The organism is Pseudomonas sp. DD1, from assembly GCF_044510355.1.
GTDB lineage: Bacteria > Pseudomonadota > Gammaproteobacteria > Pseudomonadales > Pseudomonadaceae > Aquipseudomonas > Aquipseudomonas shahriarae.
On sequence record NZ_MSAJ01000029.1, the window covers coordinates 349,295 to 370,431 of the forward strand.

Annotated in this window: 13 protein-coding genes; 6 read left to right on the forward strand and 7 right to left on the reverse strand. The window is 62.4% G+C overall.

Annotated elements, in window-relative coordinates; all coding sequences use genetic code 11:
• Positions 1–29 precede the first annotated feature (29 nt).
• Entirely contained in the window at positions 30–1,655 is a 1,626-nt protein-coding gene (locus tag PSFL_RS17925) for a methyl-accepting chemotaxis protein (RefSeq protein WP_057437287.1), read from the reverse strand.
• 275 nt (positions 1,656–1,930) lie between these two features.
• Between PSFL_RS17925 and PSFL_RS17930 the strand changes: the two genes are divergently transcribed.
• Together PSFL_RS17930 and PSFL_RS17935 are read left to right on the forward strand one after the other, a co-directional pair.
• On the forward strand, positions 1,931–2,161 hold the full coding sequence (locus PSFL_RS17930; RefSeq protein ID WP_029299225.1) for a hypothetical protein: 231 nt from the start codon (positions 1,931–1,933) through the stop codon (positions 2,159–2,161).
• Entirely contained in the window at positions 2,158–2,451 is a 294-nt protein-coding gene (locus PSFL_RS17935) for a cell division protein ZapA (RefSeq protein ID WP_057437293.1), read from the forward strand. The genes PSFL_RS17930 and PSFL_RS17935 overlap by 4 nt, the downstream gene beginning before the upstream one ends.
• Here the strand turns inward: PSFL_RS17935 and PSFL_RS17940 are convergent, their stop codons facing one another.
• A complete protein-coding gene (locus PSFL_RS17940; protein ID WP_169959907.1) occupies positions 2,452–4,254 on the reverse strand; it encodes an acyl-CoA dehydrogenase in 1,803 nt (600 codons plus the stop codon).
• Between the two features lie 221 nt (positions 4,255–4,475).
• Positions 4,476–8,429 carry a trifunctional transcriptional regulator/proline dehydrogenase/L-glutamate gamma-semialdehyde dehydrogenase gene (gene putA / locus PSFL_RS17945; RefSeq protein WP_115127222.1) on the reverse strand — a complete coding sequence of 1,318 codons (3,954 nt, stop codon included), beginning with the start codon at positions 8,427–8,429 and terminating at the stop codon, positions 4,476–4,478.
• 458 nt (positions 8,430–8,887) lie between these two features.
• Here putA and putP point away from each other — a divergent pair, with 458 nt between their 5' ends.
• From putP to PSFL_RS17960, 3 genes are all read left to right on the forward strand, one after another.
• On the forward strand, positions 8,888–10,372 hold the full coding sequence (putP, locus tag PSFL_RS17950) for a sodium/proline symporter PutP (protein WP_115127223.1): 1,485 nt from the start codon (positions 8,888–8,890) through the stop codon (positions 10,370–10,372).
• A gap of 188 nt (positions 10,373–10,560) precedes the next feature.
• Complete coding sequence (locus PSFL_RS17955; RefSeq protein WP_397470338.1) at positions 10,561–12,597, forward strand: type VI secretion system tip protein VgrG; 2,037 nt, start codon at positions 10,561–10,563, stop codon at positions 12,595–12,597.
• Positions 12,594–13,307 (forward strand): DUF4123 domain-containing protein, encoded by a 714-nt coding sequence (locus PSFL_RS17960; protein WP_397470339.1) that lies wholly within the window; start codon positions 12,594–12,596, stop codon positions 13,305–13,307. The genes PSFL_RS17955 and PSFL_RS17960 overlap by 4 nt, the downstream gene beginning before the upstream one ends.
• Position 13,308: 1 nt before the next feature.
• Here PSFL_RS17960 and PSFL_RS17965 read toward each other — a convergent pair whose 3' ends face one another.
• Positions 13,309–14,577 (reverse strand): O-acetylhomoserine aminocarboxypropyltransferase/cysteine synthase family protein, encoded by a 1,269-nt coding sequence (locus tag PSFL_RS17965; RefSeq protein WP_057437305.1) that lies wholly within the window; start codon positions 14,575–14,577, stop codon positions 13,309–13,311.
• A gap of 252 nt (positions 14,578–14,829) precedes the next feature.
• On the opposite strand from PSFL_RS17965, the gene PSFL_RS17970 reads away from it, so the two are divergent.
• A complete protein-coding gene (locus tag PSFL_RS17970) occupies positions 14,830–15,666 on the forward strand; it encodes a 23S rRNA (adenine(2030)-N(6))-methyltransferase RlmJ (protein ID WP_057958111.1) in 837 nt (278 codons plus the stop codon).
• 96 nt (positions 15,667–15,762) lie between these two features.
• Here the strand turns inward: PSFL_RS17970 and msrA are convergent, their stop codons facing one another.
• The 3 genes from msrA to aceF form a co-directional block, all read right to left on the reverse strand.
• The gene (gene msrA / locus PSFL_RS17975) at positions 15,763–16,410 is read right to left on the reverse strand and encodes a peptide-methionine (S)-S-oxide reductase MsrA (RefSeq protein ID WP_057444633.1); all 648 of its coding nucleotides are present in this window, start codon (positions 16,408–16,410) and stop codon (positions 15,763–15,765) included.
• 67 nt (positions 16,411–16,477) lie between these two features.
• A complete protein-coding gene (locus PSFL_RS17980; protein ID WP_115127226.1) occupies positions 16,478–19,168 on the reverse strand; it encodes a bifunctional diguanylate cyclase/phosphodiesterase in 2,691 nt (896 codons plus the stop codon).
• Between the two features lie 314 nt (positions 19,169–19,482).
• A complete protein-coding gene (aceF, locus tag PSFL_RS17985) occupies positions 19,483–21,132 on the reverse strand; it encodes a dihydrolipoyllysine-residue acetyltransferase (protein ID WP_120731358.1) in 1,650 nt (549 codons plus the stop codon).
• Positions 21,133–21,137: the final 5 nt, after the last annotated feature.

Consider the following 21,137-nt stretch of genomic DNA (forward strand, 5'->3'; position numbering starts at 1 on the left):
CCGCTCACACATTTATGATGCAGTGTCTGTTAGAGACGGAATCTACCCACCATCCCATTCAAATCCACCGCCAGGCGCGACAACTCACTGCTCGCCGCACTGGTCTGGCTGGCGCCGGTGGCCGACTGCACCGACAAGTCGCGGATGTTCACCAGGTTGCGGTCCACTTCCCGCGCGACCTGCGCCTGCTCTTCTGCGGCGCTGGCGATCACCAGGTTGCGCTCGTTGATCTCGATAATTGCGCTATTGATGGTATCCAGGGACATCCCCGCGCCTTTGGCTATATTGAGCGTCGATTCGGCGCGTTCGGTGCTGTTGCGCATCGAATCCACTGCCTGTTCGGTGCCGGCCTGGATACTGCCGATCATCCGCTCGATTTCACTGGTCGATTGCTGGGTCCGATGGGCCAGGGCCCGTACTTCATCGGCAACCACGGCAAACCCACGCCCGGCTTCCCCTGCACGCGCGGCTTCGATGGCGGCGTTCAGGGCCAGCAGGTTGGTCTGGTCGGCCAGGCCGCGAATCACATCCAATACCTTGCCGATATCCCGCGACTCTTCGGCCAGGGCGCCGATCAGCGTGGCGGTGCCCTGCACATCGCCGCTCATGCGCTCAATCGCGCTGACGGTTTCCTGCACCAGGTCGCGGCCATCGCCGGCCGAGGCGGTGGCGTTTTTCGAGGCTTCGGAAGTGCTGACGGCATTGCGCGCCACTTCTTCGACGGCGCTGGTCATCTCGTTGACGGCGGTGGCCGCCTGCTCGATCTCGTTGTTCTGTTGGGTCAGGCCACGGGCGCTTTCATCGGTGACGGCGTTCAGTTCTTCGGCAGCCGAGGCCAGTTGGGTGGCCGAGCCGGAAATGCGCTGCAGGGTGTCGCGCAATTTCTCCTGCATTTTATTCATCGCGCGCAACAGGCGGCCGGCTTCGTCATCGCCATCGACCTTGATCGGCTGGGTCAGGTTACCCTCGGCAATGTTCTCGGCGGCGTCCAGGGCCTGGGCGATGGGCAGGGTGATGCTGCGGGTCAGCAGCCAGGCAAATAGCATGGTCAGCGCCGTGGCCAGTACCAGCAGGGCGACCACCAGGCCGAAGGCCGAATCATATTGCTCGGCGGCTTTCTGGTTGCTGTCGTTGGCCATCGAATTGTTGATGTCCAGCAGGCGCGTCAGCACCGTGTTGACTGCCTCGGAGTTGCTCAGCAGTTCGGTGTTGAGCAAGGTGCGCAGCTCTTCGATCTGATTGTTGCGCGACAGGCTCTTCATCCGCTCTTCGATCTGCCGGTACTGGCCCAGCAGGCGCACATAATCGTCGTAGGCCGAGCGCTCCTCGCGGCTGTCGATCAGCTTTTCATACACGCTCTGGGCGGCACGGATCTGCTGGTTGCGCAGTTCAAAGGCTTCCAGGGTTTTCTGTTGAACCTCGGGCTCGCGGTTGGTCAGCAGTCGATAGGACAACACACGCAGGCGCAGGGTCAGTTGGGTGAAGTCGTCGAGGGCGCGAATGCTCGGCACACTTCTGAGGGTGATGTCTTCGGTCGCGCCACGGATCTTGCCCATCTGATTCAGCGCAAAAACACCGAGAAACAACATCAGCGCACCAATGCACGCGAAGCCGAGAAACGCGCGCGGCGCGATATTCATATTACGAAGAGACATGCAGTGGTCCTGGGAGAGGCGCGATCCGTGCGGCTTTGAGGCGGGGTAAGCAAGACCTATCGGACGTACGACTAAAGTCTTGAGGGGGTGCGCGCTTTTGTCGCACCCTGCGCGGATTGGAATGGATTCAGGAACCAGATGGCGTAAATGCAGTCACTAAGGCTCCACAGCGTGGCCTGACCCGTGAAATCGGGGCTGCGCGCCAGGATAACCCTGGCTTCCACGGTGAATTTTCTTTATCGTCACCGCCCTTTGAAAAAGCCCGAGAATTCAAAATGTTAGAAACATCCCTCAGCCAACTGGAACAACTGGTCAGTGACCTGGTGCAGCAGAATCAAGCACTGCTGGGCACCAACGAATCCCTCAAGGCCGAGCTGGCCCGCGCCAAGGATGAGAACGACAGCTTGCAACTGAACCTGATGGAACAGGAAGAAAAGCAGGGCGCCACCGCAGCCCGTATCCAGGCGTTGGTTGAGCGTGTGAGCGCAGGTCCTGTCAGCGCATGAGTGAAGGGATAAAGGTCGTTTCGATTCTCGGTGAGGATTACTCGATCAAGGCCCCGGATGGGGAAGACAGCACCCTGCTCAAGGCCGTGACCCTGCTCAAGGCGTCCCTGGCAACCACCAAGCAGAAGTACCCGACCCTGATCGGCGACAAGCTGCTGGTGCTGGCGGCGCTGAATCTATGTGCCGAGCAGATCGACATGCAGCAGCGTCACCAGCAGGAACTCGACCGTTACCAAGAGCAAGTCAGCGCCACGGTCGATGTGATTGCCAAGGCCATCGGCCAGCCCTGATCAGAACCATTCATCCTGCATGGCCAGGCACGTATCGTCCCGCGCCTGCAGGATCGACAGTTCATGATGGCAGCCCGGTACTTCCCACGTCAGGAAGTACCGGGCCGCTTGCAGCTTGCCTTTATAGAAGGCCACATCTGCCGCATTGCCCCTGGCCAGCCCTTCTTCGGCGCGGATCGCCTGTTCCAGCCAGCGCCAGCCAATCACCGTATGCCCAAACACTTTCAGGTACAGCGCCGAGTTCGCCAGGCTGCTGTTGACCTTGCCCTGGGCGAGATCCGTCAACAGCCCCAGGGTTACGCTTTGCAGGCGCGCCACCAACTGCTCCAGCGGTTCGCGCATGGCCGTGAGTGACGGGTATTGCTGGGCCCGTGCGCCGGTCTCGGCGATCAGGCGAATCAACTGCTTCAGGCCCGAACCGCCATTTTGCGCAAGCTTGCGTCCCAGCAGGTCCAGGGACTGGATGCCGTGGGTGCCTTCGTGGATCGGGTTCAGGCGGTTGTCGCGGTAGTACTGCTCCACCGGGTATTCGCGGGTGTAGCCGTGGCCGCCGAGAATCTGGATCGCCAGCTCGTTGGCCTTCAGGCAGAACTCCGAAGGCCAGGATTTGACGATCGGGGTCAGCAGGTCCAGCAACTCATGGGCCTGCCTGCGCCCGGTTTCGCTGTCCAGGGTGGTCGTGTCATCGAACAGGCGCGCGGCATATAGGCCCAGGTCGAAGGCGCCTTCTACATAGGCTTTTTGCGTAAGCAACATGCGCTTGATATCAGCGTGCTGGATGATCGACACCGGCGCGGTGTTCGGGTCTTTGCTGTCGGGCAGGCGGCCTTGCGGGCGTTCCCGGGCGTATTCCAGGGAGTACAGGTAACCGGCGTAACCGAGCATCACCGCACCCATGCCGACCCCAATCCGCGCCTCGTTCATCATCTGGAACATACAGGCCAGACCCTGGTGCGGCTTGCCCACCAGATAGCCGACACACTCGCCGTTATCGCCGAAGTTCAGCGCGGTGGAGGTGGTACCACGCCAGCCCATCTTGTGGAACAGCCCGGCCAGCAGCACATCATTGCGCGGGCCCAGGCTGCCGTCGTCGTTGACCAGGAACTTGGGCACGATAAACAGCGAAATGCCCTTCACCCCGGCGGGGGCGTCCGGCAGTTTGGCCAAGACCATGTGCACGATGTTTTCCGACAGCGGGTGATCGCCACCGGAGATAAAGATCTTGTTGCCCTTGAGGCGGTAGGTGCCATCCGCCGCCGGCTCGGCGCGGGTGCGGATATCCGACAGCGACGAGCCGGCATGGGGTTCGGTCAAGGCCATGGTGCCGAAGAAGCGGCCCTCGATCATCGGTTGCAGAAAGCGTTGCTTCTGCTCCTCGGTGCCAAAACTTTCGATCAGGTTGGCCGCGCCCATGGTCAGGAACGGGTACGAGGTGGAAGCCGCATTGGCTGACTGAAAGTGCGCAAAACAGGCCTGGGACAGCAGCGTCGGCAGTTGCATGCCACCGGCTTCAAAACTGCGCGCTGCATTGAGAAAACCGGCTTCGAGGAAGGCATCCACGGCAGGTTTCACTTCCGGGATCAGGATCGCCTGGCCATCTTCGTAGCGCGGTTCGTTCTCGTCGCCCTTGCGGTTGTGGGGGGCGAAGTACTTTTCGGCGATGTGGCGGGCGGTGCCGATGGCGGCATCGAAGGTTTCGCGAGTGTGTTCGGCAAACCGCTCGCGCTGGGTCAGGCCCTCGGCATCGAGGACTTCATACAGCTCGAAAGCCAGATTGCGGGAACTGAGGAGCGTCTCGGACATGGCGGCTTACCTATTTGGGAATAGGCCGCAGTCTAAGTGCGCGAATAGAGGCGCGATAGCAAGATTGATCTGGGTGATGGAGCAGCAAAACAAAGGCAGGATGGATGTACAAGATCGTTCCCACGCTCTGCGTGGGAACGCCTCTTGCGACGCTCTGCGTCGCGGACGCGGAGTGTCCTGGGCAGCACTCCCACGCAGAGCGTGGGAGTGCTCGGTGGTGACTAGCCGATAGTCATCAGGCTCGCGTTACCACCCGCCGCAGCGGTGTTGACGCTCAACGCACGCTCGATCACCAGGCGCTCCAACGCAATGTTGGTTTCGCCCGAGGACAGGCCATTGACCCCGACAATCGCGCCGCTGCGCTGCGCCACTTGCTGGCAAACCCCACGCAGTTGGTCGGAATCGCCGTGGTGCAGGACGGCGTCGAAGATCACTTCGTCCTTGGTCCAATCGGCTACACGCTGGATCTTCGCCTGAACTTCCTTGGGCAGCCGTGGGAACAGCGCCTTGGTCAGGTCAGACTCCGGCCACACTGCCGAGCTACCCACAGCCAGTACGGCCGCCAGTTGCGCCAGCAGATCGCCTTCTACGTCCGCCAGGCACAGCACGTGCTCGCGGGGCAGGATGGCGTAGCTGTTGCGCTCGCCGGTCGGGCCGGCCAGCAGGCGGGTGATACCGCTTTGCGATTGCGCGGCGAACTGGCTGCACAGGGCGCTCAGTTCGCTGAACTTGTTGCCGTCGGCCCAGGTTTTCAGGGCGCTCAGCGGTTGGCTCATGGCGTCACGCAGGCGCACATCCGGTGCGGCCAGTGCATCGCCCCGTACGAAGGATTGCTCGATCGCATCGGTAGGACGGGTCGACAGCAGGCGGTACAGGTACAGCGGGCCACCGGCTTTCGGGCCGGTACCCGACAGGCCTTCGCCACCGAATGGCTGCACGCCGACCACGGCACCGACGATGTTGCGGTTAACGTAGACGTTACCGGCATGGACGTTGTCGATCACCTTGGCGATGGTCTCGTCGATACGGGTGTGCACGCCCAGGGTCAGACCGTAGCCAGAAGCATTGATCTGACCGATCAACTGGTCGATTTCCTTACGCTTGTAGCGCACCACGTGCAGGACCGGGCCGAAGATCTCCCGTTGCAACTCGTCGAAGCTTTCCAGCTCGATCAGGGTTGGCATCACGAAGGTGCCGCGCTTGATTTCTTCGCTGTCGGTAATTGCCACCTGGTACACGGTACGGCCTTTGTCGCGCATGGCCTGGATGTGCTTCTCGATGCCCGCCTTGGCTTCGGCGTCGATTACCGGGCCGATATCCACAGACAGGCGCTCCGGGTTGCCGAGACGGCATTCGGCCATGGCACCCTTGAGCATTTCGATGACGCGGTCTGCCGAATCTTCCTGCAGGCACAGTACACGCAGGGCCGAGCAACGCTGGCCGGCACTGTCGAAGGCCGAGGAGACGACGTCGATCACCACCTGTTCGGTCAGAGCCGAGGAGTCGACGATCATCGCGTTCTGGCCACCGGTTTCGGCGATCAGCGGGATTGGGCGGCCCTGGGCATCCAGGCGTCCGGCGACATTGCGTTGCAGCAGGCGCGCCACTTCGGTGGAGCCGGTGAACATCACGCCTTTGACGCGATCATCACCCACCAGGCGGGCACCAACGCTTTCGCCCTGGCCCGGCAGCAGTTGCAGCACGCCTTCCGGAATGCCAGCTTCGAGCAGCAGGCGCACGGCTTGCGCGGCAACCAGCGGGGTCTGTTCGGCCGGCTTGGCCAATACCGGGTTACCGGCGGCTAGTGCGGCGGCGACTTGGCCGCTGAAGATCGCCAGCGGGAAGTTCCACGGGCTGATGCACACCACCGGGCCCAGTGGGCGGTGGGCGTCGTTGGTGAAATCGTTACGCGCCTGCACCGCGTAATAACGCAGGAAGTCCACGGCTTCACGCACTTCGGCGATGGCGTTGGCGAAGGTCTTGCCGGCTTCACGGGCCAGCAGGCCCATCAGTGGCTGGATCTCGCCTTCCATCAAGTCGGCGGCACGTTCGAGGATCGCGGCGCGTTCGGCCGGCGGGGTGGCCTGCCAGATCGGTGCGGCATTCAGGGCGCACTGGATAGCGTTGTCGACGTCTTCGACCGTGGCTTCCTGGACGTGACCAACCACATCACGCAGGTCGGACGGGTTCAGCACCGGCACAGCGGCTTCATTGCTGGACGCGCAACCGAGCATCGGCGCGGCCTTCCAGTTGTTGTGCGCGGTGGCCAGCAAGGCGCAGGACAGCGACGCCAGGCGATGTTCGTTGGCCAGGTCGATACCGGCCGAGTTGGCGCGCTCGCTGCCATACAGGTCGCGTGGCAGTGGGATACGCGGGTGCGGCAGGCCGAAGCCGCCTTCCAGCGTCGCCATCTGCTCGATGCTGGCCACTGGATCGGCCACCAGCTCCTGGATCGAGATGGATTGGTCGGCGATACGGTTGACGAACGAGGTGTTGGCGCCGTTTTCCAGCAGGCGACGCACCAGGTAGGCCAGCAGGGTTTCGTGGGTGCCGACCGGCGCGTACACGCGGCATGGACGGTTCAGCTTGCCTTCGGAAACTTTGCCTACGACTTGTTCATACAGCGGTTCACCCATGCCGTGCAGGCACTGGAACTCGTACTGGCCGGGGTAATAGTTCTGGCCGGCGATGTGGTAGATGGCCGACAGGGTGTGGGCGTTGTGCGTGGCGAACTGCGGGTAGATGACTTCCGGTACCGACAGCAGCTTGCGTGCGCAGGCGATGTAGGAAACGTCGGTGTACACCTTGCGGGTGTAGACCGGGTAGCCTTCCAGGCCTTCGACCTGGGCGCGCTTGATTTCGCTGTCCCAGTACGCGCCTTTTACCAGGCGGATCATCAGGCGGTGACGGCTGCGGCGTGCCAGGTCGATCACGTAGTCGATCACGTACGGGCAGCGCTTCTGGTAAGCCTGGATCACGAAACCGATACCGTTCCAGCCGGTCAGTTGCGGCTCGAAGCACAGGCGCTCGAGCAGGTCCAGGGACAGCTCCAGACGGTCGGCTTCTTCGGCGTCGATGTTCAGGCCGATGTCGTATTGCTTGGCCAGCAGCGTCAGGGACAGCAGGCGCGGGTACAGCTCGTCCATCACGCGCTCGTACTGGGCGCGGCTGTAGCGCGGGTGCAGGGCCGACAGCTTGATGGAGATGCCCGGGCCTTCATAAATCCCACGGCCGTGAGAGGCTTTGCCGATGGAGTGAATGGCTTGTTCATACGAGGCCAGGTACTTCTGTGCGTCGTGTTCGGTCAGTGCAGCTTCACCGAGCATGTCGTAGGAGTAGCGGAAGCCCTTGGCTTCGAACTTGCTCGCATTGGCCAGGGCTTCGGCGATGGTTTCGCCGGTGACGAACTGCTCGCCCATCAGGCGCATGGCCATGTCGACGCCCTTGCGGATCATCGGCTCGCCGCTCTTGCCGATAATGCGGCTCAGGGAGGAGGTCAGGCCGGCCTCATTGTGGGTGGCGACCAGTTTACCGGTCAGCAGCAGGCCCCAGGTGGCGGCGTTGACGAACAACGATGGGCTGTTGCCCAGGTGCGGCTGCCAGTTGCCGGTGCTGATCTTGTCGCGGATCAGCGCGTCACGGGTGCCCTTGTCGGGGATCCGCAGCAGCGCTTCGGCCAGGCACATCAGGGCCACGCCTTCCTGGGACGACAGGGAAAATTCCTGCAACAGGCCCTGGACGATACCGGCACGGCCGCCGGCGCTCTTCTGGTTACGCAGTTTTTCGGCAATCGAGGCCGCCAGCTTGTTGGTGGCTTCGGCCATCTGGGCCGGCAGGCGAGCCTGCTCGATCAGCATCGGCACCACTTCCGGCTCGGGGCGGCGGTAAGCGGCGGTGATCGAGGCGCGCAGCACCGATTGCGGCAGGATGCTTTCGGCAAATTCGAGGAAGCACTGGTGAGCGTGGTCGTTCTGCACCTCGCCCGCGTCGTCTGCGTCCTTGAGGCCCGAACCGTTGAGCTCGGTCAGGGTTGCACCACCCTCGAGTTTCTCCAGGTAATTGAAAATTGCCTGCTTGATCAGCCAGTGCGGCGTGCGATCAATGGAGGTCGCGGCGGCCTTGAGGCGTTCGCGGGTTGGGTCATCGAGTTTGACCCCAAGGGTGGTCGTAGCCATATTTTTATCCTCATGGGTGCCACTACTGTGTGGCATCAGCTGGCGGCAAGATTAGCTTTGCGCCGTACGAGGTGCAACCGGGTGCAACCCATTTTCTTCATGAAATTCACGCTGCTCGTCAGAAATCATTTTCACTCGACCAAATCGGCTGAATATTGGTGCATTTGCTTCTGGATTTGGCTGTTCTTGCTCCGAAAAGGAGCAAAAAACCGCCGTTTGCCGAAAAACGCGCCAGGGTGCAACTAATTCTCACGAAACTGGTTGCACCTTATTTGCTTTGTTGAATAGCATTCACGCCCAAGGTGCAACCAACCCTAGGGTTCGGTTCATCGGCTGATGGCTTTCCTGGGGAAACGTCAGTCATAAATGCGCGGCACGCAGCTTCGTCTACACACTACTCGGTTGTAGATGGCCTGACAGACCGCCGCTACATAAAAACAAAGCCAGGGCGTAACTCAATGAGCGTAAGTAATCCAACCTTGATCACATTTGTGATCTACATCGCGGCAATGGTGCTGATTGGTCTCATGGCCTATCGCTCCACCAATAACCTTTCCGATTACATCCTCGGTGGTCGCAGCCTCGGCAGCGTCGTCACCGCACTCTCGGCTGGCGCTTCGGATATGAGCGGCTGGTTGTTGATGGGCCTGCCAGGTGCCATCTACATGTCGGGCCTGTCGGAAAGCTGGATCGCCATCGGCCTGATCGTCGGTGCTTACCTGAACTGGCTGTTTGTGGCAGGTCGCCTGCGCGTGCAGACCGAACACAACGGCGACGCCCTGACCCTGCCGGACTACTTCTCCAGCCGTTTTGAAGACAAGAGCGGCCTGCTGCGGATTATCTCGGCGGTAGTGATCCTGGTGTTCTTCACCATCTACTGCGCTTCCGGCATCGTGGCCGGTGCCCGTCTGTTCGAAAGCACCTTCGGCATGTCCTACGAGACGGCGCTGTGGGCCGGTGCTGCGGCGACGATTGCCTACACCTTTATCGGTGGTTTCCTGGCAGTAAGCTGGACAGATACCGTACAAGCCACCCTGATGATCTTCGCGTTGATCCTGACGCCCATCATCGTGCTGCTGGCCACCGGCGGTGTCGATACCACCTTCCTGGCTATTGAAGCGAAGGATCCAACCAGCTTCGACATGCTGAAAAACACCACCTTCATCGGCATCATCTCGCTGATGGGCTGGGGCCTGGGCTACTTCGGCCAGCCGCACATCCTCGCGCGTTTCATGGCGGCGGATTCGGTCAAGTCGATTGCCAATGCACGTCGTATCTCCATGACCTGGATGATCCTGTGCCTGGCCGGCACCGTGGCCGTAGGCTTCTTCGGTATTGCCTACTTCTCGGCGCACCCGGAAGTCGCTGGTCCCGTGACCGAAAACCCAGAGCGTGTGTTCATCGAACTGGCCAAGCTGCTGTTCAACCCTTGGGTTGCTGGCGTGCTGCTGTCGGCCATCCTGGCTGCCGTGATGAGCACCCTGAGCTGCCAGTTGCTGGTGTGCTCCAGCGCCCTGACCGAAGACTTCTACAAGGCGTTCCTGCGCAAGGGCGCGTCCCAGCTTGAGCTGGTATGGGTCGGCCGGATCATGGTGCTGGTGGTTGCGTTGATCGCCATTGCGATGGCTGCCAACCCGGAAAACCGCGTACTGGGCCTGGTGAGCTACGCCTGGGCCGGCTTCGGCGCCGCGTTCGGTCCTGTGGTCCTGATCTCGGTCCTGTGGAAAGGCATGACCCGCAACGGCGCACTGGCCGGTATCCTGGTCGGCGCGATCACCGTGATCGTGTGGAAACACTTCGAGCTGCTGGGTCTGTACGAAATCATCCCAGGCTTCCTGTTCGCCAGCCTGGCGATCTACTTCGTGAGCAAGATGGGCGCCCCGACTGCCGGTATGGTCGAGCGCTTCACCGCTGCCGAGAAAGACTACAACCTCAACAAGTGAGGCGTTCATGCAGGCCTTGATGGCCTGCTGAACTGAAAGCGGCCCGCATCCCTGGATGTCGGGCCGTTTTTTTTGGGTGTGACGATGGAGCCTGCGTTGTAGGGATTAACTGAATTGCCTGCAGCGTACGCAGCTCGGCAAATGGCTGGTGCAGAATTCCAGGCCCTCCACTTGCAGAGAAACACCGGATGTTCGCTCCTGCCAATCAAAGTGCGTTTAGCCTGACTGTCGATGGCCAGCCCAGTGACCTCAAGGTCCTGGCGTTCAAGGGCGAGGAGGCTATCAGCCAGCCCTATCGTTTCGATCTTGAGTTGGTCAGCGAACAGCCGGACCTGGATCTGGAAAACCTCCTGCACCGCCAGGCCTTTCTCGCCTTTGATGCCCAGGGCCATGGCATCCATGGGCAAATCCAGCGGGTCGCGCAAGGTGACTCGGGCCGGCGCCTGACCCATTATCAATTGAGCCTGGTGCCGCAGTTGGCCTATCTGCAACACAGTGCCCGGCAACGCATTTTCCAGCACAAGACGGTGCCGCAGATTGTCAGCCTGGTGCTGGAGGGGCAGGGCATCCAGCGCGATGCCTTTGAGTGGCGACTGGGCGCGACCTATCCCGAGCGCGAGTACTGCGTGCAGTTCGATGAAACCGACCTGGCATTTATCCAGCGGCTATGCGCCGAACTGGGGATTCACTATCACTTTCAGCACCGGCCGGACGGGCATCTGCTGGTGTTCGGCGATGATCAGACGGTGTTTGCCCAGGCAGACCAGCCGACGGGCTATGCGCCGGGTTCGGGCATGGTGGCGGCGGCGCCGGTGATCAAGCGTTTCACGGTGCGCCTGGAGGCGCGGACTACCGGGGTCAACCTGCGCGACTATGATTTTCGCAAGCCGCGCCTGGTGCTGGAAAGCGCCGCCCTCGGCGAGCAGCTACCGCCGCTGGAGGCCCAGGGCTACCCTGGGCACTTTACCGACCGTACCCATGGCAAGCACCTGGCGCAGCGGGCGCTGGAGCGTCATCGCAGCGACCAGCGGCAAGCCCGCGGCGAGGGCGACCAGACGGCGCTGGTCAGCGGACAGTTCCTCACACTGGCCGACCATCCGCGCCAGGCATGGAATGGCCTGTGGCTGGTGACGCGGGTGATCCACCAGGGCCGGCAACCGCAAGTGCTGGAGGAGTCCGTCGGCGCGATGGATGAGCAGGGGTACCGCAACGAGTTCTTCGCCACGCCCTGGGACGTGCCGTTTCGCCCGCCGTTGCCTGCGGCGAGGGCGCCGGTTGCAGGCTTTCAGAACGCCGTGGTCACCGGGCCGGTCGACAGCGAAATCCATTGCGATGAGTTTGGCCGGGTCAAGGTGCAACTGGCCTGGGATCGCCACGGCCAATACAGCGAACACTCCAGCTGCTGGCTGCGGGTTGCCAGCGCCTGGGCCCACGAGCACTACGGCAGCGTGGTGATCCCGCGGGTGGGCATGGAAGTGCTGGTGGGGTTCGTCAACGGCGATGTCGATATGCCGCTGGTGGTCGGCTGCCTGGCCAATGGCGCGACGCCAGTGCCCCTCGACCTGCCGGCGGACAAGACTCGCAGCGTCTTCCGCAGCCAGAGCAGCCCTGGGGGTGGTGGCTATAACGAGCTGCGCATCGAAGACCGCAAGGGCGCCGAGCAGATCTACCTGCGTGCCCAGCGCGACTGGACCCAGCACGTGCTCCACGATCTGCGCCTGCAGGTGGATCACCAGCGGCATGTGCAGGTAAGTGGCGAGTCGCACCACGAGTTGCACGGCGAAGAGCAGCGGATTACCCACGGCAACCGGCTGACGGAACTCAAGCAGGACGATCACCTGGTGATCGCGGGGCAGCAACAGGTGCAAGTGGCGCGTTATTCGTTGCAGGCGGGCGAGCAGATCAGCCTCGGCGCAGGCCAGCAAATGGTGGTCGATGGCGGCGCCAGCCTGACGCTGCAGGCCGGTGGGCAATGGATCACATTGTCGGCCGGGGGGATTTTCAGCAGCACACCGATCCAGTTGGGCGGTGCGCCGTCGGCTGCCACGGCGCCATCACCCCTGCGTCCAGGGGTTCAGGAAACCCTGCTGGCGGCGTTGGCCGCACCGTTGAGTGCCGCACAGGTGTTCAGCTTCAAGCGCAGTGCGCCGTTCTGTGAGGAGTGTGAGCGCTGCAACAATGGCGTCTGCGACACTCCGCAGCATCGAGTGGGGGGCTTGCGATGATGCCCCCCCGTGAGTGGCTGGCCCAGGAGCCGCTGCAGGACGGCGAGCAGCTGTTTGTCATCCTGGCCAGCACCAGTGAGTGTCAGCCGGTGGCGGCCTGGCGCCAGGCAGATGGCGGGCCATTGAGCCCGGTGTGGGCCGGCAGCGAGTACGCCGCCTGGGCTGAGGTGATGCCCTATGTGGCATTGGTCAGCGAGAGCAGTGGGTTTCTCGACTGGGTGGCCGAATGCGCGGCTACCGATTGGGGTTGGTTGGCCATTTCCTCCAGCCCGCTGCCCACGGTGGTCGAACATCTCGCCAGCCTGACCAAGGTGCGTTTGCCCGAGGGGCAGGAAGTGTTTTTCCGCTTCTGGGATGGTGGTTACCTGCTGCCGATCCTGCAAGGGCTGGGGCCTGGTGCGGGGGAGGTGCTTGCGGTATTTCGACGCTACTGGATCAACGGCCAGCTTCAGGAAGTGCCGGCCACGGCAGTGGGGGCGGCGAGGAAAAGTCCCTGGTGGGAGGTGCCCCCCACGCTACTCAAGCAGCTTGGCGAACAGTCCAGCGTGACCCTGGTGGATAACCTGCTGCAATGGCTGGCCCAGGAGCATCCCGACGTGCACGACGCCTTCGCGCCAGCGACCTTGCAGCACAAGGTCGCGTACTTTGTGCGCCCACCCTACGCCGGGCAGCAGGCATTGATTGCCTACCTGGCCGGCGAGCGGGGTTGAGTCAGGCGTTCAGTGACTGCTGCAAGTCATCAAGCAGGTCCTCGATCGCCTCGATGCCCACCGACAGGCGGATCATCTCCGGACGTACGCCGGCCTTGGCCTGCTCCTGCTCGTTCATCTGCCGGTGGGTGGTGGACGCCGGGTGGCAGGCCAGGGACTTGGCGTCGCCGATATTCACCAGGCGCTTGAAGATCTGCAGCGCATCGTAGAAGCGCACCCCGGCGGCATAGCCGCCCTTCAGGCCGAAGGACAGGATCGCCGAGGGTTTGCCCTGCATGTACTTTTGCGCCAAGTGATGGTGCGGGTGATCCGGCAGGCCGGCGTAGCTGACCCATTCCACCTGCTCGTGGGCCTGCAGGAACTGTGCGACTTTCAACGCGTTCTCGGTGTGGCGCTCCATGCGCAAGGCCAGGGTTTCCAGGCCTTGCAGCAGCAGGAAGGCGTTCATCGGGGCCAGGGCGGCACCGGTGTTGCGCAGCGGCACGGTGCGGGCACGGGCAATAAAGGCTGCCGGGCCGAATTTCTCGCTGTACACCACGCCATGGTAGGCCGGCTCGGGTTGGTTGAGTCCGGGGAATTTCTGCGGGTAGTCGGTCCAGGGGAAGGTGCCGCTGTCGACAATCACCCCGCCCAGGGAGTTACCGTGGCCGCCGACATACTTGGTCAGGGAATGCACGACGATATCCGCGCCAAACTGGATCGGCTTGCACAGGATCGGCGTGGCGACGGTGTTATCCACCATCAGCGGTACGCCGCGGGCATGGGCGACGTCGGCCAGGGCCTGCAGGTCGACGATATTGCCTGCCGGGTTGCCGATGCTCTCGCAGTACACCAGCTTGGTGTTGTCGTCGATCAGCTCGGCGATGGCCTCGGCCGAGTCATTGCGGGCGAAGCGCACATCAACGCCGAAGCTCGGCAGCAGGTGGGCGAACAGGGTGTAGGTGCCGCCGTACAGCTGTGGGGTGGAGACGATATTGTCGCCGGCACGGGTCAGGGCCTGGATGGCATAGTGAATGGCCGCGCTGCCCGCCGACACGGCCAGGGCCGCGATCCCGCCTTCCAGCGCAGCCATGCGCTGTTCCAGCACGTCGTTGGTGGGGTTCATGATCCGCGTGTAGATATTGCCGGGTACGTCGAGGTTGAACAGATCGGCGCCATGCTGGGCGTTATCGAACTCGAAGGCGACGTTCTGGTAGATCGGCACGGCGACCGCCTTGGTGGTCGGGTCCGATTTGAAGCCGTGGTGCAATGCGATTGTGGCGTCTTTCATGGTGGATACTGACCTCCCTGGATTGCATGGGGCAGCCCCGGATAAGGTAGGAGCTGGCTTGCCTGCGATGGCATCAGCGCAGAGTACGGGTAATACCGCGTCGCCTGCATCGCGGGCAAGCCCGCTCGCACATAACTCGCTAGAACGTTTTCGCTGCTGTTCCTACATTTGCGACATAAGCACCGCCCGGCATGCAGCCCTGCACCTTTGCCCGCGTAAAAGGTAAACTTCGCCCCCTGCGCAGGAGCAACCATGAATTATCGTCACGCCTTTCACGCCGGCAACCACGCCGATGTCTTCAAACACCTGACCTTGACCCGCCTCATCGCCCTGATGTCGCGCAAGGAACAGCCGTTTGCCTATCTCGACACCCACGCCGGAATTGGTCTGTATGACCTGCAAGGCGACCAGGCCAACCGCACCGGTGAATACCTGGAAGGCATTGCCCGCCTGTGGGGCGAGGCGGACCTGCCGGCGCTGACCGCTGACTACATGCGGGTGCTGCACGAGATGAACCCGGATGGCCAATTGCGCTATTACCCCGGTTCGCCAGAGCTGGCGCGGCGCCTGACCCGCCCCCAGGACCGCGTGCTGCTCAACGAAAAACACCCGGAAGACGGCGTGTTGCTCAAGGACAACATGAAGGGCGACCGCCGCGTGAAGGTCCATCTGGGCGAAGGCTGGCACGTGCCACGGGCCTTGCTGCCGGTGCCGGAAAAGCGTGCGTTGATGCTGATCGACCCGCCGTTCGAGCAACTCGACGAGATGCAGCGTTGCGCCGCCTCCCTCAAGGAAGCCGTGGGCCGCATGCGCCAGACGGTCGCCGCGATCTGGTACCCGGTCAAGGACCAGCGCATGTTGCGCCGCTTCTACCAGGACCTGGCCGGCACCGGCGCGCCAAAGCTGCTACGCGTGGAGTTGCTGGTGCATCCGCTGGATACCCCCAACACCCTGACCGGTTCGGGCCTGGCGATTGCCAACCCGCCGTGGGGGCTGGAGGAGGAGTTGCGTGAGCTGCTGCCGTGGCTGTCGAAGAAACTGGGGCAGACTCAGGGTGGGTGGCAGATGGATTGGCTGATCGCCGAGTAACGGCATCGCTCTTTAGAGTGCTATCGCGGGCAAGCCCGCTCCCACATGGTGATGTGATCCCATGGGGGAGCGGACTTGCCCGCGATGCTTTTGACGTCAGATCGGGCAGGTCACGCCAGTACCGCCGATCCCACAATAACCCTGGGGATTCTTCGCCAGGTACTGCTGGTGATAGGCCTCGGCGAAGTACACCGTGGGCGCCTCGTCGATTTCCGTGGTGATCTCGCCCAGGCCGGCCTTGGTCAGTTCTTCCTGATAGGCCTGTGCACTGGCCTTCGCAGCCTCCAGTTGCTCAGGCGTGGTCGCGTAGATCACCGAGCGATACTGGCTGCCAATGTCATTGCCCTGGCGCATGCCCTGGGTTGGGTTGTGCAGTTCCCAGAACATCTTCAACAGGTCTTCGTACTTGAGTTTGGCCTGGTCATACACCACCAGCACCACTTCGCTATGGCCGGTCAGGCCCGAGCAGACTTCTTCGTAGGTCGGGTTTGGTGTGAAGCCGCCGGCGTAGCCGACCACGGTACTAACCACGCCGTCGCGCTGCCAGAATTTGCGTTCTGCGCCCCAGAAACAGCCGAGGCCAAAAATCGCAAACCCCACATCGTCCATAAACGGACCCAGCAGCGGGTTGCCGTTGACGAAGTGCGTCTCGGGCAGATTCATCGGGGTTTCACGACCAGGCAGGGCTTGTTCGGCAGTAGGCAGCACGTTTTTATTCACCAGGATTTCCGAGCGCAAGACCATGATCAGTCCTCTCGTCAGGTTGAGTTAACAGTTCAGACCATCAGTGTGCCCGAGTGTTACAGCGCTGTCAGGCGATTGGCCCGCGTGGATAGCGTTTGAGCCTGTCCAGCAACTCGGAGCCGGGGATTGGCCGGTCGAACAGGTAGCCCTGGCCGACGTCGCAGCGATGGCGGCGCAGGAACGCCAGTTGCTCGGCAGTCTCGATGCCTTCGGCGACCACCTTGAGCTTGAGGTTGTGCGCCATGGCGATCACCGCCGAGGTGATTTCCATGTCGTCCTGGTTGTCCGGGATTTCATGGATAAAGCTGCGGTCGATCTTGATGATGTCGATGGGGAATTTCTTCAGGTAACTCAGGGACGAGTAGCCGGTGCCGAAATCATCCATGGCCAGGGTCAGGCCGAAACTCTTCAACTGATCCAGTTGCAGGCGCGTGTCCTCGGTGGCTTCCAGCAGCAGGCCCTCGGTCAGCTCCAGCTCCAGCAGGTTGGCCGGTAGCTGTTCTTCCTTGAGGATGCTGGCGATGGAGGCCACCAGGTCCGGGTCGGAAAACTGCTTGGGCGACAGGTTGATCGCCACCTGCAAGTTGCCCATGCCCGCGGCACTCAACTGCTTGCTCATGCGGCAGGCCTGGCGCGCGATCCATTTGCCGATGGGGATGATCAGGCCGGTCTCTTCGGCGACGCTGATGAACTGGTCTGGACGGATCATGCCCTTTTCCGGGTGGTTCCAGCGCAACAGCGCCTCCATGCCGAGCAGGCGCCCGCTGCGCAGGCACAGCTTGGGCTGGTAGAACACGTCCAGCTCGTTCTGGGTCAGGGCGCGGCGCAGATTGTTTTCCACGAACAGTTTGTAACTGGCCTCGGCATTCAGGGTTTCGGTAAACACCTGCACCTGGTGCTTGCCGTTGGCCTTGGCCTTGTGCAGCGCCAGGCCGGCGTTGCGCATCAGGGTCTGGGGGTCGCGGCCATGCAGCGGGGCGCAGGCCAGGCCCACGGAGCCGGTGACGCTGATCAACTGGTTGTCGACGAACATCGGTTTGTCGAGGGTCATCAACAACTGGCAGGCCATTTGCTGGCCGACTTCAAGGTCGGCGTTGTCGAGCAGCACCGCAAATTCGTTACTGGCAAAACGCGCCAGGCTGCCGCCGGCATTGAGGCTGTTGCGCAGGCGCCGGGCAAGGCTGATCAGCAACTTGTCGCCGGTCTGGTGGCCGAGGCTGTCGTTGATCCGCTTGAAGTTGTCGATATCCACCAGCAACAGGCTGATGGGCGCGTCGCTGTCGCGGGCGAAGCGTTCGTCGAGGTTGCGGATAAACGCCGGGCGGTTGCCCAGGTTGGTCAGGTTGTCGGTGTAGGCCAGGCGCTCGATACGCTGCTGGGCCAGCTTGGCCTGGGTGATGTCTTCGTAGATGCCGATGTAGTGGGTCAGTTCGCGGTTGTCGCCATACACTTTGGAAATCGACAACTGGCCCCAGTACGGTTCGAGGTTTTTGCGCCGGCTCTTGAACTCGCCCTGCCAGCTGTTGCTTTGGGCCAGGCTGGAGGGCGCGTCGAACAGCAGTTCGCTGAGGTTCTCCAGGGCCGGCAACTGGGCCAGGCGATGGCCGTGGACTTCTTCGGTGCTGTACTGGGTGATTGCGGTAAAGCTGGGGTTGACGTACTCCACCACGCCGTCGCAATTGACCAGCAGGAAGGCGTTGGCACTTTGCTCCACGGCGCGCTGGAACAGGTGCAGGGCGCTGGTGGCGGTGCGACGGTTGTGGTTGTTGATGACCTGGGCGAACTGGTCGGCCAATTCACCGGCAAAGGCAATTTCATCGGACAGCCAATCCCGGGTGCAAGTGCTTTGTTCCAGGCACAGCACGCCCACCACCTGGCCATCCACGCGGATACTGGCGTCGAGCATGGCGTGGACTTCCAGAGGGCGCAGGCTTTCGGCCATGTCCCGGGTGCGCGGATCGCGCAGGGCATTGCCGGCGTCGATGGCGCGGCTGCTGTGCAGGGCTTCCAGGTAGTCCGGGAAGCCGCTGGCATCAATCGGCAAGGGCAGATGGTGCTGTTGGTCGGCGCGGAGAAAAGCGGAAATCGGCACCAGTTGCTGGCCTTCGAGGTTCCAGATACTGGCGCAGTCGATCTGGTAGATATCGCAGGCACTGCGGGTGATCAGTTCGGCGGCTTCTTGCAGGGAATTGTTGGTGCTGTAGCGCTGGCGGGCCAGCAGCAGGATCAGCTCCTGCTGGGCGCGCACCCGCTCCAGGTGCTGCAACTGTTCCTGTTGTGCACGCTGGTTGAGCTCCAGGGCGATCTGCAGGCGGCTGTTCTGGTCCTCCAGGTCGGCGGTGGGCATCGGCGCCAGGTTGCTGAACAAGCCGTCTACCACCATCAGGTAGCCGCGTAGCAGGTGGCGATTGTGTTGCTTGTAGGCCTCGCCGACCTCCAGCAGGCTCAACTGGCCGTCGTTGGTGTGCAAGGTGTAGCGCACCAGGTAGTGGGGGCTGGCGGTCAGTTGCTGCTGGATCGCGTCATGCAACTGGTAGCGTGCCTGGGGCTCCATCAGGCTGGCGTAGGGCGAGCCGATCAGCGAGCACAGCTCTACGGCGGGCAAGCCGAATTGGCGTTCACAATTGGGGTCAAGGTACAGCAGCGCCCAGCTGGCCTCATTCAGCCGCTCGAAACGCAGCATACCGAGGCGCGAAGGCACCGGTAATTGCGTCACGACCTCGGCCGCCGTTCGGGCGACATCGGGTTGGCTTTTCATGGGGGAGCTCGCTTGGAAAAATGCGCATCGCGCCGGGCTATCGCCCTCTTTGTTGCTGTCTGCGGCAAGGTTGCATCATGCAGCACGGACTGACAAGAGAGGATGAAGGCTAAGTGCTATAAGTGGGTTATCGGCCGTGCAGCGGATTTCTACAGTCGCAATGATGGACGGTTATCCTGCGTGGCCTTTGTCGGCGCTTGGGCAGTTGAGGCGGGCAAAAAAAGCCCCGCCAAATTGGCGGGGTTGAGGTACGAGCGTGGCGCTCGGAAATCGTTGCAGCCAGGCCTCCCCGGTGAAGGGGAGGCCGCTGCCGTTTACAGCAGGATGGTGCGGATGTCGTTCAGCAACTGGCTCAGGCGCTGGGTGAAGCGTGCAGCGGCCGCGCCATTGATCACGCGGTGATCGTAGGACAGCGACAGTGGCAGCATCAGCTTCGGCTGGAAGGCCTTGCCGTCCCACACAGGCTGGATAGTGGCCTTGGAAACACCGAGGATCGCCACTTCCGGCGCGTTGACGATTGGCGTGAAGCCAGTGCCGCCAATGTGCCCGAGGCTGGAGATGGTGAAGCAGGCACCTTGCATATCGTCCGGAGTCAGCTTCTTGTCGCGGGCCTTGGCAGCCAGTGCAGCCGCTTCGGCAGCCAGTTGCAGCAGGCTCTTCTGGTCGACGTTCTTGATGACCGGTACCAGCAGGCCATCCGGGGTGTCTACGGCGAAGCCGATGTGCACGTATTTCTTGCGAATGATCGCCTTGCCGCTTGGGGCCAGCGAACTGTTGAAGTCCGGCAGCTCCTTGAGCAGGTGCGCGCAGGCCTTGAGCAGCAGTGGCAGCACGGTCAGCTTGACGCCAGCCTTCTCGGCCACGGCTTTCTGCGCAACGCGGAAAGCTTCCAGGTCGGTGATGTCGGCCTGGTCGAACTGAGTCACGTGCGGAATGTTCAGCCAGCTGGCGTGCAGACCGGCTGCGCCGATTTGCATCAGGCGCGTCATCGGCACCTCTTCGATTTCGCCGAAGCGGCTGAAGTCTACGGTGCGGATCGGCGGAATGCCCGAGCCACCGGTAGCAGTGCCGGCAGCCGGAGCTTCCTTGGCTTTTTGCATCATGGACTTGACGTAGACCTGCACGTCTTCCTTGAGCACGCGACCATGTGGGCCGGTAGGGCTGACAGCGCTCAGCTCGACGCCGAATTCACGGGCCAGTTGACGCACGGCAGGGCCGGCGTGAGCCTTGGCACCACTTGGCGCAGGGGCAGCCGCCGGGGCCGGTGCGGCCTCGGCTTTTGCCGCAGGAGCCGGGGCGGCAGCAGCCGGTGCAGCTTCAGCTTTGGCGGCCGGAGCAGCAGCGGCAGCGGCAGGCGCCGCAGCAGCAGGCGCAGCGCCTTGTACTTTCAGCTTGAGGATGAAGTCACCAGTGCCGACTTCGTCTTCGAGCTTGACCGCGATGCTTTCCACTACGCCGGCAGCCGGCGATGGGATTTCCATGGAGGCCTTGTCGGACTCCAGGGTGATCAGCGACTGGTCGGCTTCGACGGTGTCGCCGACTTTGACCAGCAGCTCGATGATCTTGGCCTTGCCCGACGAGCCGATGTCCGGGACGTGAATGTCCTGGACAGTGGCTGCGGCCGGAGCTGCGGCCGGGGCAGCAGGCGCCTCGGCAGCAGCAGGTTTCTCGGCGGCTGGTGCCGGAGCAGCAGCGGCAGCAGGCGCCGCCGCCGGGGCCGCATCAGCGGCACCTTCGATTTCCAGCTCCAGCAGTTCGTCGCCTTCTTTCAGGCGGTCGCCCAGCTTCACTTTCAGGCTTTTGACCACGCCGGCCTTGGGAGCAGGGATTTCCATGCTCGCCTTGTCCGATTCCAGGGTCAGGATGCTCTGGTCGGCTTCGACGGTGTCGCCGACCTTTACAAACAGTTCGATTACTTCACCTTCACCGCTGCCGATGTCAGGTACGCGAATGAGTTCGCTCACAAAAA

What these genes read in the sequence shown, in the direction of transcription:
- PSFL_RS17960 (WP_397470339.1), top strand. Translation starts at nt 12,594, where the DNA reads ATGATGCCCCCCCGTGAGTGGCTGGCCCAGGAGCCGCTGCAGGACGGC.
- putP (WP_115127223.1), top strand. Translation starts at nt 8,888, where the DNA reads ATGAGCGTAAGTAATCCAACCTTGATCACATTTGTGATCTACATCGCG.
- PSFL_RS17935 (WP_057437293.1), top strand. Translation starts at nt 2,158, where the DNA reads ATGAGTGAAGGGATAAAGGTCGTTTCGATTCTCGGTGAGGATTACTCG.
- msrA (WP_057444633.1), bottom strand. Translation starts at nt 16,410, where the DNA reads ATGGTCTTGCGCTCGGAAATCCTGGTGAATAAAAACGTGCTGCCTACT.
- PSFL_RS17980 (WP_115127226.1), bottom strand. Translation starts at nt 19,168, where the DNA reads ATGAAAAGCCAACCCGATGTCGCCCGAACGGCGGCCGAGGTCGTGACG.
- putA (WP_115127222.1), bottom strand. Translation starts at nt 8,429, where the DNA reads ATGGCTACGACCACCCTTGGGGTCAAACTCGATGACCCAACCCGCGAA.
- PSFL_RS17970 (WP_057958111.1), top strand. Translation starts at nt 14,830, where the DNA reads ATGAATTATCGTCACGCCTTTCACGCCGGCAACCACGCCGATGTCTTC.
- PSFL_RS17940 (WP_169959907.1), bottom strand. Translation starts at nt 4,254, where the DNA reads ATGTCCGAGACGCTCCTCAGTTCCCGCAATCTGGCTTTCGAGCTGTAT.
- PSFL_RS17925 (WP_057437287.1), bottom strand. Translation starts at nt 1,655, where the DNA reads ATGTCTCTTCGTAATATGAATATCGCGCCGCGCGCGTTTCTCGGCTTC.
- PSFL_RS17965 (WP_057437305.1), bottom strand. Translation starts at nt 14,577, where the DNA reads ATGAAAGACGCCACAATCGCATTGCACCACGGCTTCAAATCGGACCCG.
- PSFL_RS17955 (WP_397470338.1), top strand. Translation starts at nt 10,561, where the DNA reads ATGTTCGCTCCTGCCAATCAAAGTGCGTTTAGCCTGACTGTCGATGGC.
- PSFL_RS17930 (WP_029299225.1), top strand. Translation starts at nt 1,931, where the DNA reads ATGTTAGAAACATCCCTCAGCCAACTGGAACAACTGGTCAGTGACCTG.